General features: G+C 70.8%; 17 protein-coding genes. 9 read left to right on the top strand and 8 right to left on the bottom strand.

Translation table 11 applies throughout. The annotated features are described in order from the left end of the window. Positions 1 to 958 (top strand): YifB family Mg chelatase-like AAA ATPase (locus N790_RS01715; protein ID WP_043800003.1); only part of this gene is annotated, 958 nt, incomplete at its 5' end. A 28-nt stretch (positions 959 to 986) separates the two neighbouring features. Further along, complete coding sequence (locus tag N790_RS01710) at positions 987 to 1,397, top strand: GFA family protein (RefSeq protein ID WP_043800002.1); 411 nt, start codon at positions 987 to 989, stop codon at positions 1,395 to 1,397. Here the strand turns inward: N790_RS01710 and N790_RS01705 are convergent. After that, positions 1,394 to 2,578, bottom strand: a complete 1,185-nt coding sequence (locus tag N790_RS01705) for a putative peptide maturation dehydrogenase (protein ID WP_043800001.1) — start codon at positions 2,576 to 2,578, stop codon at positions 1,394 to 1,396. The two genes, N790_RS01710 and N790_RS01705, sit on opposite strands and share 4 nt — an antisense overlap. Positions 2,579 to 2,691: 113 nt before the next feature. Between N790_RS01705 and N790_RS01700 the strand changes: the two genes are divergently transcribed. Beyond that, positions 2,692 to 2,979, top strand: a complete 288-nt coding sequence (locus N790_RS01700; RefSeq protein WP_052385593.1) for an NHLP-related RiPP peptide — start codon at positions 2,692 to 2,694, stop codon at positions 2,977 to 2,979. Here the strand turns inward: N790_RS01700 and N790_RS01695 are convergent, their stop codons facing one another. The 4 genes from N790_RS01695 to aceB form a co-directional block, all read right to left on the bottom strand. Beyond that, positions 2,980 to 5,613 carry a putative peptide modification system cyclase gene (locus N790_RS01695; RefSeq protein ID WP_043799999.1) on the bottom strand — a complete coding sequence of 878 codons (2,634 nt, stop codon included), beginning with the start codon at positions 5,611 to 5,613 and terminating at the stop codon, positions 2,980 to 2,982. A 63-nt stretch (positions 5,614 to 5,676) separates the two neighbouring features. Further along, positions 5,677 to 6,693, bottom strand: a complete 1,017-nt coding sequence (locus tag N790_RS01690; RefSeq protein WP_052385592.1) for a GGDEF domain-containing protein — start codon at positions 6,691 to 6,693, stop codon at positions 5,677 to 5,679. A gap of 112 nt (positions 6,694 to 6,805) precedes the next feature. Further along, positions 6,806 to 8,110, bottom strand: a complete 1,305-nt coding sequence (aceA, locus tag N790_RS01685) for an isocitrate lyase (RefSeq protein WP_043799998.1) — start codon at positions 8,108 to 8,110, stop codon at positions 6,806 to 6,808. Between the two features lie 37 nt (positions 8,111 to 8,147). Continuing rightward, complete coding sequence (aceB, locus tag N790_RS01680) at positions 8,148 to 9,752, bottom strand: malate synthase A (protein ID WP_043799996.1); 1,605 nt, start codon at positions 9,750 to 9,752, stop codon at positions 8,148 to 8,150. Between the two features lie 117 nt (positions 9,753 to 9,869). On the opposite strand from aceB, the gene N790_RS01675 reads away from it, so the two are divergent. Next, complete coding sequence (locus N790_RS01675) at positions 9,870 to 10,829, top strand: LysR family transcriptional regulator (protein ID WP_043799994.1); 960 nt, start codon at positions 9,870 to 9,872, stop codon at positions 10,827 to 10,829. A 3-nt stretch (positions 10,830 to 10,832) separates the two neighbouring features. Here the strand turns inward: N790_RS01675 and N790_RS01670 are convergent, their stop codons facing one another. Next, positions 10,833 to 11,423, bottom strand: a complete 591-nt coding sequence (locus N790_RS01670; protein WP_043799992.1) for a 1-acyl-sn-glycerol-3-phosphate acyltransferase — start codon at positions 11,421 to 11,423, stop codon at positions 10,833 to 10,835. Further along, positions 11,420 to 11,845, bottom strand: coding sequence for an alternative ribosome rescue aminoacyl-tRNA hydrolase ArfB (arfB, locus tag N790_RS01665; RefSeq protein ID WP_043799991.1), 426 nt, complete (start codon positions 11,843 to 11,845; stop codon positions 11,420 to 11,422). Before arfB ends, N790_RS01670 begins: the two co-directional genes overlap by 4 nt. 168 nt (positions 11,846 to 12,013) lie before the next feature. On the opposite strand from arfB, the gene N790_RS01660 reads away from it, so the two are divergent. Then, positions 12,014 to 13,993, top strand: a complete 1,980-nt coding sequence (locus N790_RS01660; protein WP_043799989.1) for a UvrD-helicase domain-containing protein — start codon at positions 12,014 to 12,016, stop codon at positions 13,991 to 13,993. Between the two features lie 9 nt (positions 13,994 to 14,002). Here N790_RS01660 and N790_RS01655 read toward each other — a convergent pair whose 3' ends face one another. Continuing rightward, positions 14,003 to 16,207, bottom strand: a complete 2,205-nt coding sequence (locus N790_RS01655; RefSeq protein WP_043799988.1) for a tetratricopeptide repeat protein — start codon at positions 16,205 to 16,207, stop codon at positions 14,003 to 14,005. Between the two features lie 178 nt (positions 16,208 to 16,385). On the opposite strand from N790_RS01655, the gene N790_RS01650 reads away from it, so the two are divergent. From N790_RS01650 to plsB, 4 genes are all read left to right on the top strand, one after another. Then, positions 16,386 to 17,294, top strand: coding sequence for a 5'-nucleotidase, lipoprotein e(P4) family (locus N790_RS01650; RefSeq protein WP_043799986.1), 909 nt, complete (start codon positions 16,386 to 16,388; stop codon positions 17,292 to 17,294). Positions 17,295 to 17,298: 4 nt separating this feature from the next. After that, a complete protein-coding gene (gene pyrF / locus N790_RS01645) occupies positions 17,299 to 18,000 on the top strand; it encodes an orotidine-5'-phosphate decarboxylase (RefSeq protein ID WP_043799985.1) in 702 nt (233 codons plus the stop codon). Between the two features lie 83 nt (positions 18,001 to 18,083). After that, the gene (locus tag N790_RS01640) at positions 18,084 to 19,019 is read left to right on the top strand and encodes a hypothetical protein (RefSeq protein WP_043799983.1); all 936 of its coding nucleotides are present in this window, start codon (positions 18,084 to 18,086) and stop codon (positions 19,017 to 19,019) included. Positions 19,020 to 19,029: 10 nt separating this feature from the next. Next, on the top strand, positions 19,030 to 21,585 hold the full coding sequence (gene plsB / locus N790_RS01635) for a glycerol-3-phosphate 1-O-acyltransferase PlsB (protein WP_052385591.1): 2,556 nt from the start codon (positions 19,030 to 19,032) through the stop codon (positions 21,583 to 21,585). Positions 21,586 to 21,591 lie beyond the last annotated feature (6 nt).

Below are 21,591 nucleotides of genomic sequence, written 5' to 3'. Positions count from 1 at the left end.
CCGCTATCCCGACCTGTCCGACGTGCGCGGCCAGGCCGCCGCCCGCCGCGCGCTGGAAGTGGCGGCCGCCGGCGCGCACCCGCTGCTCTTCATCGGCCCGCCCGGCTGCGGCAAGACCCTGCTGGCCTCGCGCCTGCCCGGCCTGCTGCCTGAACCCAGCGAGGCCGAGGCGCTCGAAACCGCCGCGGTGCATTCCGTGAGCGGCCAGGGTTTGGACCTGTCGCGCTGGCGGCAGCGCCCGTTCCGCGCACCGCACCACCTGGCCAGCGCCGTGGCGGTGACCGGCGGCGGCGGCAACCCGCGGCCCGGCGAAGTGTCGCTGGCGCACAACGGCGTGCTGTTCCTAGACGAGCTCGCCGAATGGTCGCGGCACGCGCTGGAAACCCTGCGCCAGCCCATGGAGTCGGGCCTGATCACCATCTCGCGGGCCGCGCGGCAAAGTGAATTCCCCGCGCGTTTCCAGCTCGTCGCCGCCATGAACCCCTGCCCCTGCGGCTGGGCCGGCGACCCCAGCGGTCGCTGCGGCTGCAGCGCCGAGGCGGTGGCGCGCTACCGCGGCAAACTCTCGGGCCCGCTGCTCGACCGCATCGACGTGCAGCTGGCGGTGCCGCGCCTGCCGCCCTCGGAACTGCGCCCCGACGGCCCGCCCGGCGAATCCACCACCACCGTGCGCGCCCGCGTGCTGGCCGCGCGCGAACGCCAGCTGCGGCGCGCCGGCCGCCCCAACGCGCAGCTCGACCAGGCGCAGACCGAACGTGACTGCGCCCTGCAGCCAAAGGACCGCCTGCTGCTCGAACGCGCCATCGAACAGCTGCAGCTCTCGGCCCGCGCCCTGCACCGCATCCAGCGCGTGGCCCGCACCCTGGCCGACCTGGCCGGCGAGGAGTGCATCGGCACCGCGCACGTGGCCGAAGCCATCGGCTACCGCCTGCTCGATCGCGCAGCGCCGCCGGCCTGAGCTAGCATCGGCCGCGGAGGGCCCCGCCATGACCACCGCCACCGGAAGCTGCCTCTGCGGCGACCTGCGTTTCAGCGCCACCCTGCCGTCGAAGTGGATGGCGCACTGCCACTGCACGCTTTGCCAGCGCGCGCACGGCGCCGGCGTGGTCACCTGGGTCGGTTTCGAAGCCGGCCAGGTCCGCATCGACGACCCGCAGGCGCGGCTGCAGTGGTATGAATCCACGCCCGGCGCCGAACGCGGCTTCTGCCGCCGCTGCGGCAGCACCCTGTTCTTCCGCTCCACCCGCTGGCCCGGCGAACTGCACGTGGTGCGCAGCAACTTCGACACCCCGCTCGACCGCGAGCCGCAGCTGCACGTGTTCTACGACACCCACGCGCCCTGGCTGCCCACCGCCGACGACGGGCTGCCGCGCAAGCCCGCGCCGTCCTCCGGCTAGTCCGCGCGGAACGCCGGACGCACCGGCTCGAACACGTCCAGCTCCAGCGTGCGCACCTCGGCCGCGCGCGGGCCGAAACCCACCAGCGCGATGGTCGCCTCGCGCAGCGGTGCCAAGCCCAGCGCCTCGTCCACGACGCGGTCGTTGATGGCCGCGGTGACGAAGCAGCCCAGGCCCAGTTCGGTGGCCGACAGGTAGGTCGTCTGCGACAGGTGCCCCACGTCCAGGTGCACCACCCGCCAGGCCTTGGCATGCCGGCGGTACTTCCAGAACAGGCGGTCGAAGCGCGCGGTCATCAGCACCATCACCGGTGCGTCCTCGAACCAGTCCTGGCCGGCGACGAACCGGTGCGCCAGGTCGGCGGCCTGCGCGGGCGAAAGCGCCTGCAGCGGTTCAAGCGCATGCTGCATGGGCAGGTAGTGGTAGAGACCGGGCGCCAGCCCCTGCACGCGCCGCGCCAGCACGTAGGCCTCGACCGCATGCAGGCCGCCGCCGGCGGGGCTGGTCTTCTTCACCGCCACCGCGCCGGGCGCCAGTTCGCGCGTGCCCACGGCGCCCCACACGCGGCGCAGCATGGTGGTGAAGGCCACTTCCGGCAATTCGGCCACGGGGTCGAAATTGCGGCAGGTGCGGCGCGCCGCCAGCAGGTCGTCGAAACCGGTGCGCGGCGGCTCGGGAAGGGGCAAAGGCGCGGCGTCGGGGCGGCGACGGTAGTCAGGCTCGGGCGCGGCGCCGAACTCGTCCACCATCTGCTGGCTGCTCAGCATCAGGCCCTGTTCGCTGCGCGCCTGGATGTCCAGGCCTTGCCACCCACCCTGCGACTGCGCGAGCAGCGCCGGCGTCCACCAGGCCAGGTCGCGCGTGGCCTGGTCGCGTTCGCGCCAGCCGGCGTGCGCCTCGCCGTCGCCGATCAGCAGGCCGGCACCGAGCAGGGCGGCGATGGCCTCGTCGCCGTGTTCGGCGCGCAGCGCGTCGGCGTCATGCCACTGCTCGCGCGACACGGCCTTCAATACCTCCAGCTGCGCCAGCGCCACCGGCACGGGCGTCTCGAGGTGCGCGGCGAAGGCCAGCCAGCGCGGGTTGCGGTCCAGGCCGTCGCCGCCGCCGAACAGGCTGGCCAGGTCGAAGCGCGGTTCCTGGTCGAGCTCGACGAACAGATGGTTGCAGCGGCGCAGCAGCATGCGGGAAACCCGGGATGGACGGTGCCACACAGTATGCGACACTGCCGCCGCCCCTCCGGGGGCCTACCGCTGCAACCTTTCCGACGCCTTTTCGTCACGCCAGGGGAAACACCATGCCGTTCAAGCTTTCCGACGAGTCCGCCGCCGCCCTGCTCGACAAGCTCTCGAGCGACGACGACTTCCGCGACCTGTTCCAGAAAGACCCGCGCCAGGCGCTCGCCGCCGTGGGCCACAAGCCGGCCGCCGACGCTTCGGTGGACGAGGGCCTGTGGAGTTGCCTCTCTGTCAGCAAGCTGGCGAGCAAGGCCGACATCCGCGCCAGCCGCGACACCCTGCGCAAGCAGCTGGTGACGGCACAGGCGGGTGCCCACCCGATCACGCTGGAAACCCCGCAGCGCTGATCAGTCCTTGGGGAAACGGCGCGCGACCGCCGGCAGGCGGTCGTGCTCCGGCCACGCGGCTTCGAAGGCCTCGAGGCGCTGCCGGGCCAGTCTGTCGCGCCCCAGGGCCGCCGCTTCCGCGGCTGCGGCGCGCAGCGCGAGATTGGCTTCAATCACGTTCACCGGCTGCAGCAGGTTGAGCGCATTGAATTCGACGTAAGCCAGTCCGCGGTGCGCGGCCAGCCACTCGGCCTTCGCCAGCGCCTGCTCGTGTTCGCCGGCCGCCGACAGGGCACGCACCATGACGGCGTTGAGCAGGTAGAGCGCCTCGCCGCCCGCCGCGCGGTCGCGCAGGCGCGCTACCGCCACCGCCGGCTCGCCGCGGCCAAGCGCAAGCTCCGCCTGGACCACGCTGGCAAGGTCGGCGTTGGCGGGGAAATTCATCCGTTCGGGGTAGGCGTCCACGGCGTCGAGCGCCGTTTCCGCCAGTTCGGGCAGGCCGTTGGCCGCGGCCATCCATCCCGCCACCAGCACGGTGGACACCAGGTAACGGCGATCCAGCCGGCTGGCCTTGCCCAGTTCGGCAACCTGCGACGCCAGGTAAGCCCGCAGGTCGTCGGCGAAGGCCGGATCCGGGTCGTAGCTGCGCAGCGTCAGGTGGATGCCCTGCGCCACCCAGCCATTGATCTTGCTGTGCCTGGCGCCGTCCTCCACCTGTCGCCCCGCCTCAGCCAGGGCTTCGTCCCAGCGACCCTGGTCGAGCGGGAAGCTGATGTCCGCCAGGCGCTGCTCGAACTCCACCGCGTCCAGTCCCACGCGGCGGCCCATCTTGCGGATGCGCTCGGCGTCGCCGAAGCGGCGCAGCGCGGCGTAGGTCTCGGCATAGGCGCGGCGCTCGCCGGCGATGCCCAGGGACTCGGCGCGCTCGAACGCCTCCAGCGCCTTTTCGTGCTCGCCCAGGGCCGAATGCAGAACGCCCTGCAGGTAGGCCGAACTGGCCCGGCCCGGGTTCTGTTCGTGCACGGCCGGCCCAAGCTGCTCGAGCGCTTCGCGGTAGCGCTGGCCGCCATGCAGTCCGAAGTAGGCGTAGTTGTAATAGGCGCGGAACTCGTCCGGGTACATGGCCGAGAGCACCTTGAGCTTGCGCATCGCCGGCTCCGGACCCTCGGGCACCAGCGCCGCCGCGTCTAGGAACAGCGCCTCGCGCTCGGTGAGGTGGCTGCGATGCTTGAGCGCCAGCGCCAGGTACTTCTCCATGCCGTCGCCGTCGTTCGCGGAGTAGCGGATGAAGGCCATGCGCAGGTAGGCCATCGAGAACTCGGGATCGAGCTTCACCGCCTGCTCGAACAGGTCCCAGGCCTCGTCGACGCGGCTTTCGTAGCGCGCCTTCACGCCCAGCGAAAACGCCCGCAGCGCCTCGAGGTTGTCGGTGGTGGCTTCCTCCAGCGGCTTGCTGGTGGCGGCGATGCTGCCCACCGTTTCGCCCAGCTGGCCGCGCACCTGGGCGATGGCCTGGTCGAGCGCGGGCAGGACGTCCTGGGCACGGCCGCCGTCGCCGGTGCCGCTGTAGACGGTGGTGTTGCTGTTGGGGTCCACCACTTCCAGGCTTACGCGCAGGCGGCCGCCCACGGTGGCCACGGTGGGCAGGATCACGGCCTTGGCGCCCTCGCGCAGCGCCAGTTCGCTGGCCAGCTGGCGGTCGATCGGCTGGCCCTGGCGCTGCATGCGCTGCAGGGCGCGGTCGATCTGGAGGTCGGAGACCAGATTGATGTGGCGGGACTGCTCCAGGCCGATGCGCAGCGCCACGTCGAGCGTTTCGTCGAACAGGTCTTCGCCGGTGCGGTTCTGCACGTCCGCCACCACCACCCAGTCACGCTCGGCAAAGGCAATGGCGGGCTCGCTGCGGAAGGTGCTCCACAGCAGCGCCGAACCCAGCGCCAGCAGCAGCAGCGCTTCGGCGGCCAGGGCGGGCGGCCGTCGCCACAGCGGCAACTCGCGCCAGGCCTTGGCGCCCGAGTCCGGGGGGCGCAGCGGCGCGATGCCCGGTTCACCGACCTCGTGCACCAGCATCGGCGCAGGCACGCCCTTGAAGCGGTAGCGCCCGTGCATCAGCCAGCGCAGGCGGCCGGCGCGTTCGCCCAGCTCGCCGGCGGCGCGCTGGGCCAGGTTCTGCGCCATGCCCGACATAAGGATCTGTCCCGGCAGCGCCAGGCCCATCAGGCGCGCGGCCACCGGTTTGGCCAGGCCTTCCACTTCGAAGGGCTTGGCGCCGGCCAGCACGTCCCTGGCGTCGTTGGCCCAGGTCATCACGTCGCCGACGTGGATGCCGGTGCGGGCCTTGAGGTCGAAACCCTCGGACTTGCCCAGTTCGTAAAGGCCGCGCTGGTAGCGCAGCGCGAAGTCCAGGGCCTGGATGGGCCGCTCGAACAGGGCCAGCACGCCATCGGCCTTGTCCACCAGCTGGCCGTGGCAGAGCTTCATGGCCTGCAGCATCAGCTGGTCGTGTTTTTGCAGGAAACCGGCCGCGCGGATGTCACCCAGCCTTTCGACCAGGGCGGTGGACTCGACGATGTCGCACACCAGCACCGCGCGCAGCATCGGCTTGACGGCCGGTGCCGCGGGGTTGCTCGGCGTGCGGGATTCGAACACGTCCATTCAGGGGGCCAGTGAGGCGTCCTGTCGGGGTGAACGCAGGCATCCCGGGCGGGAGGACACGGGCTAGGCGCCCAATCGCCAGTGGTCCCCGCCCAGGCGCTTGGCTTCGTACAAGGCCGCGTCGGCCTGGCTGTACCAGGCGGACCAGCCGCCCGGGTCGGCACAGAAAGCGCCGCCAATGCTCACCGAAAAGCGGGTGCCGCGCAGGCTGGGCAGGCGCAGGCTGCGCACCGCGGCCAGCAGGCCCAGGGCGCGGTTGGCCAGTGCGCCCTCGTCGGCCACGCGCAGCACCAGGGCGAATTCGTCGCCACCCAGTCGGCAGGGCAGCTCCAGCGGGCCGGCCAGGCGGCGCACTTCGTCGGCCACCGCGCGCAGGGCGGAATCGCCGGCCAGGTGGCCGCTGCGGTCGTTGATGGCCTTGAAGTGGTCGATGTCCACCAGCAGAAGGGCCAGGCGCAGGCCGGCCAGGGGCTGGCGGCCCAGTTCGTCGAGGTAGCGGTACAGGCCACGGCGGTTGGCCAGGCCGGTCAGGTCGTCGGTGCGCACCAGTTGCTGGGCCACCGTGAGCTCGCTGCGGGTCTGGCGAAGGGTGTCGAGGGTTTGCAGCAGGTCTTCGTTGCGGCGCTTGAGGCTCTGGATCAGCTGGTGCTCGCCGGCCACCAGGTAGGCGAAGCTGCGCTGCATGAAACGCGCGGCCACGGCTGGCTCGCGTTCGAGCACGGCCTGGAAGGCGTCCTGCGTGACTTCATAGAGCACGCCCGGGGTTTCGGCCACGGCGCGGGCGAAACGCTGGTGCCGGCCCAGGAACACCGCCAGTTCGCCGAAATACTGGCCAGGGCCCAGCAGCTTGTCGGCGAGGCCGTCGTCGAAGCCCAGGCGCACTTCGCCAGTGTCGATGAGGAACATGCTCTGGGCCGCTTCGCCGCGCCGGAACAGCTCCTCGCCCGGCAACACGGCCCGGCTCACGCCCGCACCGGCCAGCACCCGGAAGGTGTCCGGGTCGAGCTGCGACGGCAGTCGGGCCTGCGCGTCGTCCCCGCTCGGGGGGGCGACGGTGCCCGGGAAATCGGCGTGGTTCACGATGGAAACGGCCCTCTGTTCAGGCCGAGTGTAACCAAGCCCCGCGTCAAGACACAGAGACGTGCGTCAAATTGTCGCGGCCCCGGCCCGGAGGCCGGGGCCGCGACCACGCTCAGGCGGCGGCCGCCGGGCGCTCCCCGTGGAACTGTTCCTCTTCCGTCGAGCCCTTCAGGGCCACGGTCGAGCTCTGCCCACCCTGGATAGTCTGGGTGATGGCGTCGAAATAGCCGGTGCCGACCTCGCGCTGGTGCTTGACCGCGGTGAAGCCCTTCTCGGCCGCGGCGAACTCCTTCTCCTGCAGCTCGACGAAGGCGCTCATCTGGCGGCGGGCGTAGCCGTGCGCCAGTTCGAACATGCCGTAGTTGAGGCTGTGGAAACCGGCCAGGGTGATGAACTGGAACTTGTAGCCCATCGCGCCCAGCTCCTTCTGGAACTTGGCGATGGTGGCGTCGTCGAGGTTCTTCTTCCAGTTGAAGCTGGGCGAGCAGTTGTAGGCCAGCAGCTTGCCCGGGAACTTCGCGTGGATCGCCTCGGCGAACTTGCGCGCGAACTCGAGGTCGGGCTTGCCGGTCTCGCACCACACCAGGTCGGCATAGGGCGCGTAGGCCAGGCCGCGGCTGATGGCCTGGTCCAGGCCGTTGCGGGTCTTGTAGAAACCCTCGACGGTGCGCTCGCCGGTGCAGAAGGGCTTGTCGTTGTCGTCGATGTCGGAGGTGATCAGGTCGGCGGCCTCGGCGTCGGTGCGCGCCACCAGCAGGGTCGGCACGTTCATGGTGTCGGCGGCCAGGCGCGCGGCGATGAGCTTCTGCACGGCTTCCTGGGTCGGCACCAGCACCTTGCCGCCCATGTGGCCGCATTTCTTCACGCTGGCCAGCTGGTCCTCGAAGTGCACGCCGGCGGCGCCGGCCTCGATCATGGCCTTCATCAGCTCGAAGGCGTTGAGCACGCCGCCGAAACCGGCCTCGGCGTCGGCGACGATGGGCTGCAGGAAATCGATGTCGTCCTTGCCCTCGGCGTGGTGCAGCTGGTCGGCGCGCAGCAGGGTGTTGTTGATGCGCTTGACCACCAGCGGCACGGAATTGGCCGGGTACAGCGACTGGTCGGGGTACATCTCGCCGGCCACGTTGGCGTCGGCCGCCACCTGCCAGCCGCTGAGGTAGATGGCGTTCAGTCCGGCCTTCACCTGCTGCATGGCCTGGTTGCCGGTGAGCGCGCCGAGCGCATTCACGAACGGCTTCTCGCCCAGGTACTTCCACAGCTTCTCGGCGCCCAGGCGGGCCAGCGAGTGTTCGACGTGCACGGTGCCGCGCAGGCGCACCACTTCCTCGGCGCTGTAGCCGCGGCGGATGCCGGCCCAGCGCGGGTCGGTGGCCCACTGCTGCTTGAGTTGTTCGGCGGTGGGGAGTTGGCTGGTCATGGCGGCGTTCCTTGGGTCAGTGGGGAGGGCAAGGCAATCAGTTGAGGCGTTCGTAGGCGGGCAGCGTGAGGAACTCGGCGAGTTCGTCGGCGTGCGTGAGCTGGTCGAGCAGGGCGATGGCCTCGTTGATCTTCGAGGCGCCCGGCAGCTTCATGCGGTCGGCCAGCTTCGAGGGCAGCGCCAGCAGCGCGCGGTCGAACAGCGAGAAGTCCACCGGCGTGCCGTCGTCGAGGTGCAGGTGGCCGTGGTGCAGCCACTGCCACAGCTGGGCGCGGGCGATCTCGGCGGTGGCGGCGTCCTCCATCAGCCAGTGGATGGGCACGCAGCCCTGGCCGTCGAGCCAGGCGGCGAGGTAACGCACGCAGACTTCGACGTTGTTGTCGAAACCCTTGCGCGTGATGCTGCCGATGCTCGGGCGGATCAGCGTGTCGCGGTCCACCTGCACGTCCTCGCGGCGCACCGCGTGCTGGTGGGGGCCGGGCATGCGTTCGTCGAACACCGCGCGCGCCACCGGGATGAGCGCCGGGTGCGCCACCCAGGTGCCGTCGTGGCCGGCGCTGGCTTCGCGCTGCTTGTCGGCGCGCACGCGCGCCAGGGCCTCTTCGTTGGCGATCGGGTCGCCGGCAATGGGGATCTGCGCCGCCATGCCGCCCATCGCGTGCGCGCCGCGGCGGTGGCAGGTCTGGATCAGCAACTCCGAATAGGCCTTGAGGAAGGGCTGGGTCATGCCGACCTGGCCACGTTCGGGCAGCACGCGGTTGCCGTGCCGGCGGAAGGTCTTGAGGTAGCTGAAGATGTAGTCCCAGCGACCGCAGTTCAGGCCGACGATGCGGGTGCGCAGCGCGTGCAGGATCTCGTGCATCTCGAACGCGGCCGGCAGGGTTTCCACCAGCACCGTCACCTTCATGCAGCCGGCCGGCAAGCGCAGGCGCTGCTCGATGAGGGACAGCACCTGCTCCCACAGCGCCGCCTCTTCCATGCACTGCAGCTTTGGCAGGTAGAAGTAGGGGCCGCGGTCCTTCGCCTGCAGCGCCGCGGCGTTGTGGAAGGCGAACAGGCCCAGGTCGAACAGGCTGGCCGAGAGGCGCTCGCCGTCCACCAGCACGTGTTTTTCGTCCAGGTGCCAGCCGCGCGGGCGGACGATGAGGGTGGTGGTCGAGGCCTTGTCGAGCACGTAGTGCTTGCTGCCGTCCGGCGCCATCCAGTCGAGGGTGCCGGCGACGGCCTTGCGCAGCGCGCGCTGGCCGGTGAGCAGGTTGTCCCAGGTGGGGCTGGTGGAATCCTCGAAGTCGGCCATGTAGCAGCTGGCGCCCGAGTTCAGGGCGTTGATGACCATCTTCGGATCGACCGGGCCGGTGATCTCGACGCGGCGGTCGGTGAGCGCGGCCGGGGCCGGGGCCACGGTCCAGTCGCCCTCGCGGATGGCGCGGGTGTCGGCGCGGAAGTCGGGCAACTCGCCGGCGTCGAAGCGGGCCTGGCGCTGGCGGCGGGCGGCCAGCCGGGCCTGGCGCTCGCCTTCGAAGGCGCGGTGCAGGTCCACCAGGAAGGCCAGGGCGGCCGGGCCGAGCAGGTCTTCCTGGCCGGGCAGCCGGGGGCCCACGAGTTCCACGGGCGGATGGGTCGGGGAAGCGATGGCGGCCATGGGCGGCTCCGGTGTCGGGTCGGATTCGACTCTGGACCCCGGAATCTCGATTTGACAAAGCAAATGTTTTGATAACTAATATAAGCCACGCTTATAAACACGCTGAAACAGGGGCTTATGGCCGGTCCCAACGCCCGGTTCTATTACAAAGGCGACCGCCTCAAGCCGGTTCGCGCCTTTTGCCAGGTGGCCCGGCTGGGTTCCGTCTCACGCGCGGCCGAGGCGCTCTTCCTCAGCCAACCAGCCGTGACCCTGCAGGTGCAGGCCCTGGAGCGGGAGCTGGGCACGGCCCTGTTCGAGCGCATCGGCCGCCGTTTCAGCCTCACCCGCGAGGGCCAGGTGCTGTACGACCTGGCCCGGCCGCTGGTGGAGGGGCTGGACGGGCTGGAGGGCGAATTCCGCAGCCGCATCAAGGGCCTGCAGGCCGGCGAGCTGCACGTGGCGGCCGGCAGTTCGACCATCCTCTACCTGTTGCCCAAGCTGGTGCAGGCCTTCCGGACCCAGTACCCGGAGGTGCAGCTGGTGCTGCACAACGTCACCGGCCAGGACGGCCTGGGGCTGCTGCGCTCGGACGGCGTCGACCTGGCCGTGGGCTCGATGCTGGACGTGCCCACCGACCTGGCCTACGCGCCGGTCTATTCCTTCGACCCTATGCTGATCTGCCCGCCCGGGCACCCGCTGGCGGACAAACCCGACCTGCGGCTCGAGGACCTCTCGCCCTACGGCCTGATCCTGCCGCCGCGCCGGCTCACCACCTACCGGCTGGTGGACCTGGTATTCCAGCAGCGGCGCGTGCCCTACACGGTGGCGCTGGAAGTGGGCGGCTGGGAGGTGATCAAGCAGTACGTGGCCATGGGCCTGGGCATCAGCATCGTCACCGCCATCTGCCTCACCGACGCCGACAAGGAGCGCCTGGTGGCGCGCAGCCTGGCCGAGTATTTCCCGCCGCGCAGCTACGGCGTGGTGATGCGCAAGGGCAAATACCTCAGCCCGCAGGCGCGCGCGTTCGTGGACCTGGTGAAGCCGGGGCTGTTCGAGCGCCGCGACTACTTCGACGCCGGGCACTCCGAACGCTAGGGCTCAGAGCGTGTCGCGGTTGCGGCCCACGTGCGGGCGGTAGAGCGCGCGGATGCGGGCCATGTCGGCCTCGAAGTCGTCGGTGAGTTCGACCAGCTGGTCGAGCACGATGGTTTTTTCCGGGTAATGGAAGGCGGCGCAGAACACCGGCACGCCGGCCTGGCGGGCGATCTTCCAGAACCCCGGCTTCCAGCGCTCCACCCGGCGACGGGTGCCTTCGGGCGCCAGCAGGAACCAGATGTTGGCGGTCTCGCGGATGCGCGCGGCCGACTGGTCGACGATGCCCCCCGGCGCGCTGCGGTCCACCGGGATGCCGCCGAACCAGCGCAGCAGCCAGCCCAGCGGGCCCTTGAACAGCTCGGCCTTGGCCATGAAGGCGATGTCCAGGCCCATGGCCAGCTTCGCGGCCAGGCCCCAGACCGCGTCCCAGCCCGAGGAATGCGGCGCGACGATGATGACCACGCGGTCGAGGTCGGGCCACTCGCCGGTGACGCGCCAGCCGCCCAGCCGCAGGATGCTGCGGCCGAACCAGCGGCCCAGGGCGGAACCCACGCGCGGCGCTTTCGGCGGCAGGGCCGGGACGACGGGCCTCATTCGCGGTCCCAGCCCGAACTGCTGCGCTGGCGCTTCACGGTGGAGCGCTCGCGCTTGGCGCCAAGCCGGCGCTCCTTCGAGCCCTTGGTGGGTTTGGTGGCGATGCGCTTCTTGGGCGCGACGGTGGCGGCGGCGATGAGCTCCGCCAGGCGCTCGCGGGCGTCTTCGCGGTTGCGGTCCTGGGTGCGGAAACGCTGGGCGCTGAGCACCAGCACGCCTTCGTCGGTGAGGCGGCGGTCGCGCCGGGCCAGTAGGCGCGCGCGCACCGGTTCCGGCAACGAGGGCGAGTTGGCCACGTCGAAACGCAGCTCCACCGCGGTGGAGACCTTGTTCACGTTCTGCCCGCCCGGTCCGCCCGAGCGCACGAAACGCTCGACCAGCTCGTCGTCGGGAATGGCCAGCGTCGGCGTCACCTGCAGCATGCCCGCGATTGTAATGCGTGCCTGAACCAGGTGTACCAGGTTGATTTTATTGGCTGGTGAAGCAGGTGTACCAGGTTGATTTTATTGCCCGCCAAGCCGCCCGCAGGAATCACGACGATGGGGCCGGGCAATAAAATCAACCTGGTACACGGCTACAATCCCGCCGGCATGCACGGCCTCAATCCCCCACAGAAAGAAGCGGTCGCCTACACGACCGGCCCCCTGCTCGTGCTGGCCGGCGCCGGCAGCGGCAAGACGCGCGTGATCACCGAGAAGATCGCCCACCTGATCGCCTCGGGCCAGCGCGAAGCCCGCCACATCGCCGCCATCACCTTCACCAACAAGGCGGCCAAGGAAATGCGCGAGCGCGTCGCCAGGCGCATCAAGGGCGACGCGGCCGACGGCCTCACGGTCACCACCTTCCACTCGCTGGGCCTGCGCTTCCTGCAAATCGAACACGACAAGGCCGGCCTGCGCCGCGGCTTCTCGATCTTCGACGCCGACGACCAGATGGCCATCATCAAGGACCTGGCGCCCAACGGCCTGAAGAACGACGCGCTCTACGCGCTGCAGAACCTCATCAGCACCGCCAAGAACAACGCCCTCACGCCCGAGCAGGCCGCCGAGGCCGCGCGCAGCACCCGCGAGCGCGAGGCCGCCGGCATCTATGCCCGCTACCAGGAGCGCCTGCAGGCCTTCAACGCGGTTGACTTCGACGACCTGATCCGCCTGCCGCTGCAACTGCTGGAAGCCGACGCCGACCTCGCCGCCGGCTGGCGCGAGCGCCTGCGCTACCTGCTGGTGGACGAGTGCCAGGACACCAACGGCGCCCAGTACCGCCTGCTCAAGCAGCTGGCCGGCCCCAAGGGCAACATGACCTGCGTGGGCGACGACGACCAGAGCATCTACGCCTGGCGCGGCGCCCAGCCCGAGAACCTGGACCTGCTGGCCCAGGACTACCCGAACCTCAAGGTCATCAAGCTCGAGCAGAACTACCGCTGCTCCGGCCGCATCCTGCGCTGCGCCAACACGCTGATCGCGAAGAACCCGCACGCCCACCTCAAGCAGCTCTGGAGCCAGCACGGCGACGGCGAGCCGGTGCGAGTCTGGGCCTGCCGCAACAACGAGCACGAAGCCGAGCGCGTCGCCGCCGAGATCCACTACCTGCACCAGGCCAAGGAAATCCCCTGGGGCGAATTCGCCCTGCTCTTCCGCGGCAACCACCAGTCGCGGCCGCTGGAAAAGGCGCTGCAGCTGCTGCGCATCCCCTACCACCTGACCGGCGGCACCGCCTTCTTGGAACGCGCGGAAGTGAAGGACGTGCTCAGCTGGCTGCGCGTGCTGGCCAACCCCGACGACGACGCCGCCTTCCTGCGCGCCATCGCCGCGCCCAAGCGCGAAGTTGGCGCCACCACGCTGGAAAAACTCGCCGCCATGGCCCAGACCGCCGGCATGCCGCTGTCGAAGGCCGCCGGCCAGATCGGTTTCCTCAAGCAGCTCACGCCGCGCGCCGCCGCCGGCCTGGACGAATTCACCCGCGTGGTGGACGCCCTGCGCGACGACGCCGAGCGCCTGACCCCGGCCGAACTGGTGCCGCAGCTGGCCGAACGCAGCGGCCTGCTGGGCATGATCCGCAGCCAGTGCAAGGACGAAGCCTCGTTCCTGCGCCGCAAGGCCAATCTCGACGAGCTGGCCTCGTGGTTCGAAGGCGCGCGCGGCGGCGGTCCCGGCGAACTGGCCGCGCAGCTGGCCCTGCTCTCGAACGCCGACCGCGGCGAGCCCGGCAACGCCGTGCGCCTGATGAGCCTGCACGCCGCCAAGGGCCTGGAGTTCCGCGTGGTGTTCGTGGTCGGCTGCGAGGACGGCAACCTGCCGCACGAAGCCAGCCTCGAGGAAAACCGCCTCGAGGAAGAGCGCCGCCTGATGTACGTGGGCATCACCCGCGCCAAGGAACGGCTGTACCTGGCCCACAGCGCCGAGATCAAGCGCTGGGGCGAGCTGCAGCACCTGCTGCCCAGCCGCTTCCTGGACGAGTTGCCGGCCGGCGACCTGCTGCGCGACGGCAGCGACCCCGAGCGCGAAACCGCCGAAAAGAAGCAGCGCGGCCGCGCCCACATGGACGCCATCGCCGCGCTGTTCAACGACTGAGCGGCGCGCTTACAGCGCCGACACCAGCGAGAAGTCCATGCTGTCCACGTCGTGGGTGCCGCCGCCCTGGCCGGCGCCGACGCCACCGCCGACCACCACGCGGAAGCCCACGTCCTGCACGCCCTCGCGGCCGATCACCGCGTAGATGCCGTCCTTCACGCCGAAGTCGCCGCCGGCGCCGCCGATCTTCCCGGACACGCCGCCCTTGGGCCCGGCGAATATCGTCACCGTGCCTTCCATGCTTATTTCCACCTCGGCATGCATGCCCAGGTCGGCGCCCAGGTCCTTGAGCGGGCCGAGCTTCACCTTGCGCGTGCCGATGATGTTCACCTCGGCCACGAACTTGATCTTGCCGCAGGTCACTTCCACCGAAAACGCGTCGGACATGGCCCACTTGCCCGAACCCCACTGCGAGGCCGCGCTGCAGGCCGGCGCATCCACGGCCACGTCGGGCGCGGCACCGTCGGCGTCGCCGCCGGGGCGGTAGCAGGCGCTGCCGGTGGGCGCGGCGTGGCTGTAGCCGAAGGCCACCTCGCGCTGCACGTGGCCATGCATGTTGTGCACGGCCTGCTCGATGTCGATGCGCGTCAGGTCGTGCCAGCCGCCCGGCGGCAGGTTGCTGGCGATGGCCGTGGACAGCCCATAGGCCTCGCGGAAGAACACCCGCATTTGTTCTTCGTAATCGCGCACGAAGGGCGTGAACTCGACGAGGTTGCGCTCCACCTCGCGGCGGCTGATGGCGCAGCACTCGTCCGTGGTGCTGCCCACCGGGCATTTCGAATCGCGCCAATAGCGCTCGTACAGGCGGTCGGCCGCCTTCTCCATCTCGTACTCGGCGCGCGCCACGTCCAGGGCCGCGAAACGCGTGGGCACGTTGCCCGACAGGATCAGCTGCTCCTTGCCGGCATTGAGCACGTGCATCTCGGTGTCGATGGGCTCGATCATCCACAGCGGCGAGGCCTTGGTGTGGATGATCTGCTGGATGGTCTCGCCCAGCGTCATGCGCTTCACCACCAGCGCCTGCGTGGGCGCGGCCATGGTGGCGCGCAGCGCGGCGGCTTTTTCGCGGGCGGCCAGGAAACGCGCCGAGGCACGCTCGTAATAGCCGCCGTAGCTGGCGTCGGCGGCGGGATAGAGGATTTCCGGCCAGGCGATCTGCCCCCGCTTCGACAGATCCAGGGCCACCCACAGCGGCAGGTGCAGGTCGCCGTGCGTCTCTTCCAGCCAGGGCTGCTCGGTCCACTGCCGCAGCTCTTCGGGGCTGCCGGCGGGCGGCGGCGGTTCGGCCGGCGTTTCGGCGACCTCGGTCGAACGCACCGGCACCGGCTTGGCCGGGTTGCCGCGCAGGCGCCAGACGGCGCGCGGCATCAGCGCGCGCGCCTCGTCCTCGCGCTCCTGCTTCAGCAGCACGTGCACCAGGTTGCGGGCGGCTTCGCTCATCTCCGGGTTCATCGCCAGCGCTTCGCGCAGCGGGGCTTCGGCGTCCTCGTGGCGGCCCAGCAGCACCAGCGCGTGGCCGCGGTTGTTGAGCAACGCGGCCTGTTCGCGCATGCCCAGCGGCGCGGCGTCGTCGGCGACTTCGCGCGCTTCGGCTTCTTCCAGCAGCGCCAGCGCCACCGCCGGCAGTCCCTGGCTGTTGGCCACGGCGGCCAGGTTCACCAGCGGCGTGGCGTCGTCCTCGTCCTGCTCCTGCGCCACCAGCAGGTTGGCCACCGCGCCCCAGGTGTCGCCGGTGGCCATCAGCGGCAGGGCGTGGGAGAGCAGCAGGTCCGGCTGGTCGGCCTGGTCGCTGTCGCGCAGGGTCTCGAGCAGGTCCTCGCCGCCCTCGGCGGCTTCCACGCGCGCCGCGAGCAACGCGAGTGCGTCGTCGAAATCGATGTCTTCGGCCTGCTCCGGGTCCACCGCCGCGGTGGCGCGGGCGCCGGCGCGGGTGAGTTTCTCCAGTTCGCGGTCGATGTCCTTCGACAGCACGGCGGTGGCGCTGTGCAGGAAGCCGGCGTCCCCGCCGGTGGCGCCGCCCTCGCCCGCCACCGGCGCTGCGGCGACCGGCGCGGCGGGTTCATCGCCGCCGCCGGCCAGCGTGTAGGCCAGGGCCGGGCCGGCCAGGGCCGCGGCGACCACCAGGCCCTTGCCTGCCTTGGGCAGGGCCGCGAACGCGCGCTGGCCGGCACGCAGCCATTCGGTGGCGCGCGCCGCCGGGAGTTTGCTTTGCATGTTCCATCCTTCGTATTTCCGGGGACTGTCGCCCCGGGCAAGAAACAGCAGGACGGCGAATCCGCCCCGCCCCGGCCGGGGCGCGGTCGGCCGGGATTCACCTTCAGGGGCCCGTCGTGGGGAATTCGGTCATGCGCCTCGGCTAAACTCGGCGGCCTTGATTGGAAGGAAGCCGCCGATGTCCCTGCCCCGCACCCTGGTCCTGTCCACCCTCGTGCTCGCGCTGGCGGCCTGCCAGACCGCCCCGGCCCCGCGCCCGGTGGCTACCGAACCCGCGCCGGCCCCGGCGCCCGTGGCCGCGCCCGCCGGCCCGGCCGCCAACGACAACCTCAATGCCGTGGCCTGGGTGCAGACCGCCGAGGAATACCAGCTGCTGTCGGGCCAGGTGTACCGCGCCGCGCTGGCCGAGCTCGACCGCGCCATCAAGACCCCGGGCTGGGACGCCCTGGTGCCGTCCGAGCGCGCCAACCCGGCCGACGGCCTGCCGCCGGCGGTAATCGTGGACATCGACGAGACCGTGCTCGACAACTCGCCCTACCAGGCCCGCCTGGTGCGCGACGGCGCCAGCTACAACGAAGTCACCTGGGACGGCTGGGTGCGCGAGGAAAAGGCCCTGCCGGTACCCGGCGCGGTCGAGTTCGCCCAGGCCGCCGCCGCCCGCGGCGTGACCATGTTCTACGTCTCCAACCGCGCCGCCCACCTCGAGGAGGCCACCCTGGCCAACCTGCGCAAGGCCGGCTTCCCGATCGAGAGCAAGGACCAGTTCCTGGGCCTGGGCTTCTTCGTGGAAGGCTGCGAGCAGCAGGGTTCGGAAAAGGGCTGCCGCCGCCAGCACGTGGGCCGCACGCACCGGGTGCTGATGCAGTTCGGCGACCAGATCGGCGACATGGTGAGCATCGAGGCCAACAACCCGGCCGGCCGCAAGGACGCCTTGCGCCCCTACCTGGCCTGGTTCGGCGAACGCTGGTTCGTGCTGCCCAACCCGACCTACGGCAGCTGGGAGCCGGCCCTGTTCAACAACGCCTGGGAGCTGCCGGAGGCCGAGCGCCGCCGCATGAAGCTCGACGCGCTCAAGTACGCCGAGTAAACCCATGATCCCCGCCCGCGACCGCCTGATCTTCGCCCTGGACGTGCCCACCGCCGCCGAGGCCACCGCCTGGGTGGACCGGCTGGGCGACTCGGTGTCCTTCTACAAGATCGGCATGGAGCTGCTCACCAGCGGCGACTACTTCCGGGTGCTGGAAGACCTGGCGGGCCGCGGCAAGCAGGTGTTCGTGGACCTGAAGTTCCATGACGTACCGGCCACCGTGGCCGCCACCATCCGCGGCCTGCGCCGCTACCCGGTGTCGCTGTGCACCATCCACGGCCAACATCACGGCATGATGTACGCCGCTTCGCAGGAGAAGGGCGACATTCGCCTGCTGGCGGTGACCGTGCTGACCTCCATGGATCGCAGCGATCTTCGCCAATTGGGCATCGATCGTGAGCCCTCCGAAGTAGTGGTCGAACGCGCCCTGGCGGCCCAGGCCGCCGGCTGCGACGGCGTCATCGCCTCGGGCCAGGAGGCCGCGGCGCTGCGCCAGGCCACGGGTCCGGGATTCCTGGTGGTTTGCCCCGGCATCCGCCCCGCCGGCCCGTCGGGGGACGACCAGAAGCGCACGGTGGACGTGGCCCAGGCCTTCGCCGCCGGCGCCGACTACATCGTGGTGGGCCGCCCCATCCGCCAGGCCGCCGACCCGGTGGCCGCGGCCGAGCTGATCCAGTCCCAGGTCGCGGCGGCCCTGTCCCGCTGAGGCGCCCGCGGCCCGGCCGCGAACGGGCCCTGAACATCCGATCTGCTAGATTCAGCGCCCGAATGACCGGTCCCGACCGCCCCATGACCCGATTCCGACCCGCCCGGGCCCTGGCCGCCCTGCTCCTGCTGGTGCTGGCCCTGGTGGCCTGCCGCCGCGAGCCCGCCGACCTGGCCGCCGTGCCCGGCGACCCGGTGGGCGCCGTGCAGGCCCAGGTGAAGGCCCTGCGCGACAACGACCTGGTGCGCTATTCCCGCCTGAGCCTGCCGCCCGAGCTGCACGCCCGCAGCGAGGCGCTCTGGGCCCGCCGCCAGGCCGAGGCCGAGCCGGTGGACCCGGAAGACGCCCGCGAATACGCCGACATGATGGCCCGCCTCACCGCACCGGACGCCGAGAAGGCCCTGATGCGCGACCTCGAGCCCAAGCTGGCCAAGTTCCAGGCCGAGGCCGCCGGCCAGTGGCCGCTGATGCAGGCCACCGCCTCGATCTTCCTGGGCGCCGCCATCCAGGCCAACACCGAGCTCAGCGCGGCCGAAAAGGAGCACGGCGCCGCCGTGGTCGAGGCCCTGCTGGCCTGGGCCCAGCCCGAGCTGTTCACCGACCGCGAGCGCGCCCGCCGCGCCGTGGCCGCGCTCAGCCGCACCGCCCGCGAGCTGGAGCTGCCCACGCTGGAACAGGCCCGTGCCCTGCCGATGATGCCGGCCATGGAAAAGGGCGGCGTCGCCCTGGCCGGGCTGAAGGAGGTCGCACGCGCCTACGACTTCGACCTCGACCAGTCGCTGGACCAGGCCACCGTCGAGCTCGTTTCCAGCGAAGGCGACCGCGCCCAGGTGAAGGTCAGCTACCCGCTGCTCGGCAAGCCGGTGGCCTTCGAGATCGAGATGCAGCGCGTGGGCGACGGCTGGTACAGCGCCGACGCCATCGAACAGACCGAAACCGAGCTGGCGGAAGCCGGCCCGGTGCCCGCCGAAGCCGCCGGAGTCGCGGCGCCGGCCCCGGAAGCCGGCAACGCCGGCTGAGCCCCGCCCCATGGATGCCACCACCCCGCCGCCGCCCGGCCAGGCCCCCGCGTCGCGCCCGCGCGCCCGCCCCCCGCTGTGGGCGCGCTTCATGGAAAAGCTGCTGCAGCCCTGGATCCAGATCCAGCGCGAGCCGGTGGTGCCGCCGTTTTCGCTCGACCGCCCGGTTTGTTACGTCATCGAGAACTACGGGCTCTCGAACACCCTGATCCTGGACCGCGCCTGCCGCGAGGCCGGCCTGCCGTCGCCGCTGGCGGCGCTGCCGGGCGACCCGCTGGGCCGCAAGCGCGCCTACGTGGCGCTGTCGCGCCGGCGCGCGGGCCTGTTCGGCCGGCCCAAGAACCGCAGCCATTCCGACGCGCTCTCGCGCCTGCTGATGGCACACCGGCTCTACCCCGACCAGGACGTGCAGCTGGTGCCGGTGTCGATCTTCGTCGGCCGCGCGCCCACCCGGCAGTCGGGCTGGTTCTCGGTGCTGTTCTCGGAGAACTGGGCGCTGGTGGGCCGCTTCCGCCGCCTGCTGGCCATCCTGCTCAACGGCCGCGACACCCTGGTGCAGTTCTCGCCCGGCGTGCGCGTCTGGGAGATCCTGGGCGAAGAGCTGCCGCACGAGCGCCAGGTGCGCAAGGTCAGCCGCGTGCTGCGCGCGCACTTCCGCCGCACCAAGACCGCGGTCATCGGCCCCGACCTGTCCACCCGCCGCCTGCTGGTGGACCGCGTGCTCGACGCCGAGCCGGTGCGCAAGGCCATCAACGACCAGGCCCGCCGCGACGGCACCGAATACCTCGACGCCTGGAAGAAGGCGCACGGCTTCGCCTGGGAAATCGCCGCCGACTATTCCAACCCGGTGGTGCGATCGGCCTCGTTCGCGCTCACGGGGTTCTGGAACCGCATCTACGACGGCGTCAACGTCAACCACATCGACACGCTCAAGCAGGTCGCGCCCGGGCACGAGGTCATCTACGTGCCCTGCCACCGCAGCCACATGGACTACCTGCTGCTGAGCTACCTGCTCTACACCCGCGGCATCGTGCCGCCGCACATCGTGGCAGGCGTGAACCTGAACATGCCGGTGATCGGCCCCATCCTTCGCCGTGGCGGCGCCTTCTTCATCCGCCGCTCGATCCGCGGCAACGCGCTGTACGCGGCGGTGCTGGGCGAATACGTGGCGCAGCTGGTGTCGGAAGGGTTCTCGCTGGAGTACTTCATCGAAGGCGGCCGCTCGCGCACCGGCCGGCTGCTGCCGCCCAAGGGCGGCATGATCGTGATGACGCTCAAGGCCTTCCTGCGCGCGCCGCGCCGCAAGGTGGTGTTCCAGCCGGTGTACATCGGCTACGAGAAGCTGATCGAGGGCAAGAGCTACCTCGACGAGCTCACCGGCCGGCCCAAGGAAAAGGAAACGATCTGGGCCCTGCTCAAGGCCGCGGCCGGCATTCTGCGCCAGCATTACGGCAAGGTGGCGGTGAACTTCGGCGAGCCGATCTTCCTGGACCAGGTGCTCGAGCAGATCGCCCCGGACTGGCGCGAACGCAACGCCGCCGAGCCCGACGAGAAGCCGGCCTGGCTCAACGACGCGGTGGAGGACATCGCCACCCGCATCCAGGTCAACATCAACCGCGCCGCCGACGTGAACCCGGTGAACCTGCTGGCGCTGGCCCTGCTGGCCACGCCCAAGCACGCCATGTCCGAGGCCGACCTGCTGGCGCAGCTGGCGCTGTACAAGAAGCTGCTGGCGTCGCTGCCGTATTCCGACCGCGTCACCGTGACGACCATGGACCCGGCGGCGATCATCGCCTACGGCGAGAAGATCGGCGTGCTCACCCGCACCGTGCACCCGCTGGGCGACGTGCTCAGCGTCGAGGGCGAAACGGCGGTGCTGCAGAGCTACTTCCGCAACAACGTGCTGCACCTGTTCGCGGCCGCGGCCTGGGTGGCGCTGTGTTTCCAGAACAACCGCCGCATGAGCCGCGCCGGCCTGCTGCGCCTGGGCCGCACGATCTACCCGTTCGTGCAGGAAGAGCTGTTCCTGCCCTGGGACGCCGACGGCTTCGCCGAGCGCCTGGACGCCACCGTGGACCTGTTCGTGGCCGAGGGCCTGCTGTCGGTGGCCAGCGAGGACGACGGCGGCTACATCTCGCGCGGCCCGGGCCAGACCGACGAGGTCTTCCGCCTGCGCGCCATCTCGCACAGCCTGCAGCAGGCCTTCGAACGCTATTTCATCGCCATCACCACGCTGGTGAAGAACGGCCCGCGCACGCTCAGTGCCGGCGAGCTCGAGAGCCTGTGCCAGCTCACCGCCCAGCGCCTGAGCCTGCTGTACGCGCCGGCGGCGCCGGAGTTCTTCGACAAGACGCTGTTCCGCGGCTTCATCCAGAAGCTGCGCGAGATGAAGCTGGTGTGGGTGGGCGAAAACGGCAAGCTCGACTTCGACGAGCCGCTGATGGCCTGGGAAAAGGACGCCAAGGTGGTGCTGGGCCGCGACCTGCGGCACACCATCGCCAAGCTTTCGCCGGAGGCGGTGAGCAAGGTGGCCCAGTCCACCGGCGGCGGCAACCTGCCGGCCTGAGCCGGC

This window comes from Arenimonas malthae CC-JY-1 (assembly GCF_000747075.1).
In the GTDB taxonomy this organism is placed as follows: domain Bacteria; phylum Pseudomonadota; class Gammaproteobacteria; order Xanthomonadales; family Xanthomonadaceae; genus Arenimonas; species Arenimonas malthae.
This window is presented reverse-complemented; position numbering and strand designations above follow the sequence as displayed.

Bases quoted from the DNA above. Each gene is read 5' to 3' on its own strand.
- N790_RS01695 (WP_043799999.1), bottom strand. From the start codon at position 5,613: ATGGACGTGTTCGAATCCCGCACGCCGAGCAACCCCGCGGCACCGGCC.
- N790_RS01700 (WP_052385593.1), top strand. From the start codon at position 2,692: ATGCCGTTCAAGCTTTCCGACGAGTCCGCCGCCGCCCTGCTCGACAAG.
- N790_RS01640 (WP_043799983.1), top strand. From the start codon at position 18,084: ATGACCCGATTCCGACCCGCCCGGGCCCTGGCCGCCCTGCTCCTGCTG.
- N790_RS01670 (WP_043799992.1), bottom strand. From the start codon at position 11,423: ATGAGGCCCGTCGTCCCGGCCCTGCCGCCGAAAGCGCCGCGCGTGGGT.
- plsB (WP_052385591.1), top strand. From the start codon at position 19,030: ATGGATGCCACCACCCCGCCGCCGCCCGGCCAGGCCCCCGCGTCGCGC.
- N790_RS01675 (WP_043799994.1), top strand. From the start codon at position 9,870: ATGGCCGGTCCCAACGCCCGGTTCTATTACAAAGGCGACCGCCTCAAG.
- N790_RS01710 (WP_043800002.1), top strand. From the start codon at position 987: ATGACCACCGCCACCGGAAGCTGCCTCTGCGGCGACCTGCGTTTCAGC.
- pyrF (WP_043799985.1), top strand. From the start codon at position 17,299: ATGATCCCCGCCCGCGACCGCCTGATCTTCGCCCTGGACGTGCCCACC.
- N790_RS01660 (WP_043799989.1), top strand. From the start codon at position 12,014: ATGCACGGCCTCAATCCCCCACAGAAAGAAGCGGTCGCCTACACGACC.
- aceB (WP_043799996.1), bottom strand. From the start codon at position 9,752: ATGGCCGCCATCGCTTCCCCGACCCATCCGCCCGTGGAACTCGTGGGC.
- N790_RS01655 (WP_043799988.1), bottom strand. From the start codon at position 16,207: ATGCAAAGCAAACTCCCGGCGGCGCGCGCCACCGAATGGCTGCGTGCC.
- N790_RS01650 (WP_043799986.1), top strand. From the start codon at position 16,386: ATGTCCCTGCCCCGCACCCTGGTCCTGTCCACCCTCGTGCTCGCGCTG.
- arfB (WP_043799991.1), bottom strand. From the start codon at position 11,845: ATGCTGCAGGTGACGCCGACGCTGGCCATTCCCGACGACGAGCTGGTC.
- aceA (WP_043799998.1), bottom strand. From the start codon at position 8,110: ATGACCAGCCAACTCCCCACCGCCGAACAACTCAAGCAGCAGTGGGCC.
- N790_RS01705 (WP_043800001.1), bottom strand. From the start codon at position 2,578: ATGCTGCTGCGCCGCTGCAACCATCTGTTCGTCGAGCTCGACCAGGAA.